Origin of the sequence: Nonomuraea corallina, assembly GCF_027620315.1 — a bacterium.
GTDB lineage: Bacteria > Actinomycetota > Actinomycetes > Streptosporangiales > Streptosporangiaceae > Nonomuraea > Nonomuraea corallina.
This window is the reverse complement of the sequence record NZ_JAPNNL010000278.1, coordinates 1-5,384: the sequence shown is the minus strand read 5'-3', so window position 1 is coordinate 5,384 and position 5,384 is coordinate 1. Positions and strand designations below refer to the sequence as shown.

General features: G+C 69.1%; 6 protein-coding genes. 4 read left to right on the top strand and 2 right to left on the bottom strand.

The features are described from left to right. Window positions 1–574: GNAT family N-acetyltransferase (locus tag OUY22_RS35420; RefSeq protein ID WP_270159685.1), on the top strand; the 574-nt coding region annotated here is incomplete at its 5' end. Here the strand turns inward: OUY22_RS35420 and OUY22_RS35415 are convergent. After that, the gene (locus OUY22_RS35415; protein WP_270159684.1) at window positions 575–1,888 is read right to left on the bottom strand and encodes a UDP-glucose dehydrogenase family protein; all 1,314 of its coding nucleotides are present in this window, start codon (window positions 1,886–1,888) and stop codon (window positions 575–577) included. It lies immediately after the preceding gene. A gap of 126 nt (window positions 1,889–2,014) precedes the next feature. Between OUY22_RS35415 and OUY22_RS35410 the strand changes: the two genes are divergently transcribed. Next, a complete protein-coding gene (locus tag OUY22_RS35410; protein WP_270159683.1) occupies window positions 2,015–3,181 on the top strand; it encodes an acyl-CoA dehydrogenase family protein in 1,167 nt (388 codons plus the stop codon). 354 nt (window positions 3,182–3,535) lie between these two features. Here the strand turns inward: OUY22_RS35410 and OUY22_RS35405 are convergent, their stop codons facing one another. After that, a complete protein-coding gene (locus tag OUY22_RS35405; protein WP_270159682.1) occupies window positions 3,536–3,889 on the bottom strand; it encodes a hypothetical protein in 354 nt (117 codons plus the stop codon). Window positions 3,890–3,957: 68 nt separating this feature from the next. Between OUY22_RS35405 and OUY22_RS35400 the strand changes: the two genes are divergently transcribed. Both OUY22_RS35400 and OUY22_RS35395 read left to right on the top strand, forming a co-directional pair. Then, on the top strand, window positions 3,958–4,119 hold the full coding sequence (locus tag OUY22_RS35400; RefSeq protein ID WP_456299859.1) for an acyl-CoA dehydrogenase family protein: 162 nt from the start codon (window positions 3,958–3,960) through the stop codon (window positions 4,117–4,119). 162 nt (window positions 4,120–4,281) lie between these two features. Then, window positions 4,282–5,301, top strand: coding sequence for a DUF4331 family protein (locus tag OUY22_RS35395; protein ID WP_270159680.1), 1,020 nt, complete (start codon window positions 4,282–4,284; stop codon window positions 5,299–5,301). Window positions 5,302–5,384: the final 83 nt, after the last annotated feature.

Genomic DNA, 5,384 nt, shown 5'->3' with positions numbered 1-5,384 from the left:
CTGGCCCAGCGGCGACACCGCCGCCGTCCGCGCCCTGTCCCTGCGCGGCTTCGCGCCGCTGGTCGCGGTCGCCGCCCGCCCGCGCGGCGCGTCACGGCCGCCGGACGACCCCCGGGTACGGCCCGTGACGCCCGCCGACCTGGAGGACGTCGCGCGCCTGTACGAGGCGCTGGTGGCCTACGACGCGCAGTTCGGCTGGGTCACGCCGCGGCCGTCCACCCCCGCCAGGATCAGGGAGCACCTGGCCGACACGCTGCCGCGCTCGTGGGCCTGGGTCGCCGAGCACCGGGGCGCGGTGGCCGGCGTCGTCATCGTCGACCCGCCGGCCCGGTCGCGCTGGGTCGCGTCCCTGGTGACGCGGACGCCGGCCGCCTATCTGGGCGTCATGTACGCCCATCCCGCCGTACGGGGGCGTGGCGTGGGAGCCGCGCTGGCCGCCGCCGCGCACGCCCGGCTGGACGCGTCGGGGGTGGCCGTGACGGTGCTGCACCACGCCGTGCCGAACCCGCTGTCGGCCCCGTTCTGGGCCAGGCAGGGCTACCGGCCGGTGTTCACCCAGTGGGTGCGCCGCTGATCAGGGGCGGCCCAGCGCCCGGTAGTGCCACCCGGCGGAGCGCCACGCCTCGGCGTTGAGCGCGTTGCGCCCGTCGACGATCTTGCGGGCGGCCACGACCGAGCCCAGCGCCTCCGGGTCCAGGTCGACGAACTCCTTCCACTCCGTCAGCAGCAGCACGACGTGCGCGCCGCGTACCGCGTCGACGGCGGACCGGCCGAAGGCGAGCTCGGGGTGCGCCTTGCGGACGTTGCCGAGCGCGATCGGGTCGTACACCGTCACCTTGCCGCCCTGACGCTCTATCGTGAGCGCCACGTCCAGGGCGGGGGAGTCGCGGATGTCGTCGGAGTTCGGCTTGAAGGCGGCGCCGAGCACGCCGACCGTGCAGCCGTGGAAGGAGCCCCCGGCCAGCTCGCGGGCCAGGTCGACCATGCGGGCGCGGCGGCGCATGTTGATCGCGTCCACCTCGCGCAGGAACGTCAGCGCCTGGTCGGCCCCCAGCTCGCCGGCCCGCGCCATGAACGCCCTGATGTCCTTGGGCAGACAACCGCCGCCGAAGCCGAGCCCCGGGTTCAGGTAACGGCCGCCGATCCGGTCGTCGTACGAGAGCGCGAGCGAGAGCTGCTGCACGTCGGCGTGGGCGGCCTCGCACACCTCGGCCATCGCGTTGATGAAGGAGATCTTGGTGGCCAGGAAGGAGTTGGCGGCGGACTTGACCAGCTCGGCCGTCGCGAAGTCGGTCACCACCATCGGCACCTCGCCGAGCGGCTCGTAGATCTCGCGCAGCACCTTCTCGGCCCGCTCGGTGCGGACGCCCAGCACGATGCGGTCGGGGTGGAGCGTGTCCTGCACCGCGAAGCCCTCGCGCAGGAACTCCGGGTTCCACGCCAGCTCGGCCTGCGCGCCCGCCGGGGCCAGCGCGGTCAGCCGGTCGGCCAGCCGGGACGCGGTGCCGACCGGGACCGTCGACTTGCCGACGACCAGGCACTCGCGGTCGAGGTAGGGGGCCAGCGAGTCGATCGCGGCGTCCATGTAGGACACGTCGGCGGCGTACTCGCCCTTCTTCTGCGGCGTGCCCACGCAGACGAAGTGGACGTCGCCGAACGCGCCCGCCTCCTCGTAGGAGGTGGTGAAGCGCAGCCGGCCGGACTCCAACCCACGGCGGAGCACCGGCTCCAGCCCCGGCTCGTGGATGGGGAGCTCACCGTCGTTGAGACAGCGGACCTTCTCGGCGTCGATGTCGAGGCCGAGCACCTCGTACCCGAGATCCGCCATGCAGGCCGCATGCGTGATGCCCAGGTAGCCGGTCCCGATCACCGTCAGGCGATATGGCACGAGTAGCTCCTTTCCATCGCGGAGGCATGCTACAGGCCCGCGTCACCCCTTCTTCGTGCCACCTTGCCAACTCCAGCAAACCGTACCGATTGGTAGCAAGATGCTTGGACGTCCTACTATTTGAGTATGAGCTTTCCTCTGTACGCGCCCGCCGAAGAGCACGACATGCTCCGGGAGACGGTCCGGGCCCTCGCCGACGAGAAGATCGCCCCGCGCGCCGCTCAGGCGGACGAGGCCGAGGAGTTCCCGTGGGACGTCTACAAGGCCCTCGTCGCCGCTGACCTGCACGCCATCCACGTCCCCGAGCAGTACGGGGGAGCGGGCGGCGACGCGCTGGCCGCCGTCATCGTCATCGAGGAGGTCGCCCGCGCCTGCGCCTCCTCCTCCCTGATCCCCGCCGTCAACAAGCTCGGCACCGTCCCGATCATGCTGTCGGCGTCCGAGGAGCTCAAACAGCAGTACCTGTCCGCCGTGGCCCGCGGCGACGCCATGTTCTCGTACGCGCTCTCCGAGCCGGAGGCCGGCTCCGACGCCGCCGGCATGAAGACCCGCGCCGTCCGCGACGGCGACCACTACGTGCTCAACGGCACCAAGATGTGGATCACCAACGCCGGCGTGTCCGAGTACTACACCGTCATGGCGGTCACCGATCCGTCCGCCGGGGGAGCCCGCGGCATCTCCGCCTTCGTCGTGGAGAAGTCAGACGAGGGCGTCTCTTTCGGGCCGAAGGAGCGCAAGCTCGGCATCAAGGCGTCCCCGACCCGCCAGGTGATCCTGGAGGACGTGCGGATCCCCGAGTCCCGCATGATCGGCGCCCCGGGGACCGGGTTCAAGACCGCGCTGGCCACCCTCGACCACACCCGCGTCACCATCGCCGCCCAGGCGCTCGGCATCGCGCAGGGGGCGCTCGACTACGCGGTCGGCTACGTGAAGGAACGCAAGCAGTTCGGCAAGGCCATCGCCGACTTCCAGGGCGTGCAGTTCATGCTCGCCGACATGGCCATGAAGCTGGAGGCGGCGCGGCAGCTGACGTACCACGCGGCGGCCAAGTCCGAGCTGGCTATGAAGGGCCAGCCCCAGAAGGACCTCACGTTCCTGTCCAGCGCCGCCAAGTGCGCCGCCTCGGACGCGGCCATGGAGATCACCGTGGACGCGGTGCAGTTGCTGGGCGGGTACGGGTACACGAAGGACTTCCCGGTGGAACGCATGATGCGAGACGCCAAGATCACCCAGATCTACGAGGGGACGAACCAGATCCAGCGCATGGTCATGGCCCGCCAGCTCCTCAAGTAGCTGGTAACGCGGAATCTTCCGCCTGGCCGTGCTTGGATGCGGAGGCCCTCCAGGGGGAGCTGGAAGGGCCTCCGTAAGCTGTGTTGTGGGCAGGCGGCGTCAATCCAACCAGGTGACACGAACGATCAGCACGAGGCGCAGGTGTTCCGCGGTGATGAAGTTGAGGAACCCGCGGCCGCCGAAGAGGTCGAGCGTCCGAAGACCTCCTCCATGCAGCGGCCTCGGCCGGCGTGGGTCGAGTCCTTTCCGAGGACTGCGAGCTGGTCGGCAAGCCGCTCGACTTCAAGGACGACCGTGGGCGGGAGCCCGGCGATGACAAGGTCAGCATCCGGGTTGTACTCCCAGGTCCAAGCGTCACTCACCGATGGCCTCTAGCCGCGCGGATGTCGTGATGTCGGTGATCTCCGCCAGGGCCGAGTTCAGTCTGGCTCTATCGGTGACGGTGGCGATTTCCGCCTCCAGCTCGCGCAGGCGGGACGCTCGGGCGGGGTATCTCTGAATCGCCACGAACTCCCCCCATTGCTGCAAGAAGCTCTGCAGAGGTGCCACCTTGCTCTGCCGCGCCGCCTGCTCCGTCGCCTGGTCGAGGTGGTCGACGAACTGGCCGAGGTACGCCGGCGCGATCTGAGCGACTGCCGCCCGGAGAGCAGCGGTGGTCAGCGGCGGGCGTGGGATCAGTGCCTCGCTGTCGTGACGTGGGGTGGACATCGGTGGCCTCCAAGCTGTTACCGCTCCACGCTACCGATACAACGCGACGCTTTTCCATCCTGGAACACATGCCGCGTCTGTTGCCGGACGCGGCCATGGAGATCACGGTGGACGTGGTGAGCCTGCTGGGTGGGTACGGGTACACGAAGGACTTTCCGGTGGAACGCATGATGCGCGACGTCGAGATCACCCAGATCAGCGAGTGCACGTACGAGCCCCAGCGCACGTGATTCCCGGCGACACACCGCGACAGACCCTCATCTCGCAGACACCAACCGCTTAACCTGCAGAAACAGGGTTAGGGAGATCAACTCATGCACCGCTGGGTGTGACGGTGCCGCGGAGCGACCGGTCCAGCGGTCTTCCGGCGAGCGAGCGATGGAGGGCCTGACATGTCGAACCACTTCACCGGCCTCAGCCTTGGGTCACCCCTCGGCGACCAGCGCCTTGATCTGTGTGACCTGTACGCCTTCCTGGCGCCCGGGGATCAGAGCAGGACCGTTCTCATCCTCAATGCCAATCCCAACGCGGACGCCCTGCACCCCGACGCCGTATATCGCCTGAACATCGACAACGACGGCGATGACCTGACCGACGTCGCCTTCAGTTGGGTCTTCAGCCGGCCGGCGCCCGACGGCTCCCAGACCTACAGCGTCTTCATGGCAACCGGTGCCGAGTCCCGCAGGCCCGAGGCGGTGGGCGCCAAGATCGTGTCGGACGCCACCGTTTCTTTCGGCCCTCAGGCCAACGTGGTCGGCAGCGGCGACTACAAGATTGCCGCCGGTAGCCGCAGTGATGCCTTCTTCTTCGACTTCGACGGAATCAAGAATCTCTTCGACACCAGCGGCAAACGGAATTTCACCGCGCCGCATCTGGGCGGGAAGTCCCCGTGGACCGGCGTCGACTCTAACACCACGGCCAACGTCTTCTCCATGGCCGTCGAACTGCCGACCGCGGAACTGGCGCCCCAGCCCGAGTTGCGGGTGTGGGGCCGGTGCGGCGTCCAGCGCGACGGCGAACTCGTGCACGTGGACCGGGCCGGACACCCGTCGATGAGCAGCTTCTTCAACACCGACGACACGAAAGAGGAGTACAACGCCGGCGAGCCGGTCGACGACCGGGAACGGTGGATGGACCAGTTCATCCACCTGCTGGGACACACGGGCGGCTACTCCCGTGCGGAGGCGATCGCCGCGATCGACGAGCACGGCCTCCTGCCGGACGTGCTGCACTTCGACCCGTCCAAGCCGGCCGCGTACCCCAACGGCCGGACGTTCACCGAAGACGTCATCGACATCCGCGTCGCGTTCCTCACCAAGAACGAAGCGCCGCCCACCGGACTGACGCCGCACACCGACACCCTGGACCGGTTCCCGTACCTCGGCGACCCGCACCCGGCGGCCACCTCCTGACGGATGCCAGTGCCCCCGAAGGCCGCTTGAGCATCGGGGCGGAAGCGCCGAACCGGCAGCCGACGGTTGAGCGGCGATACCTT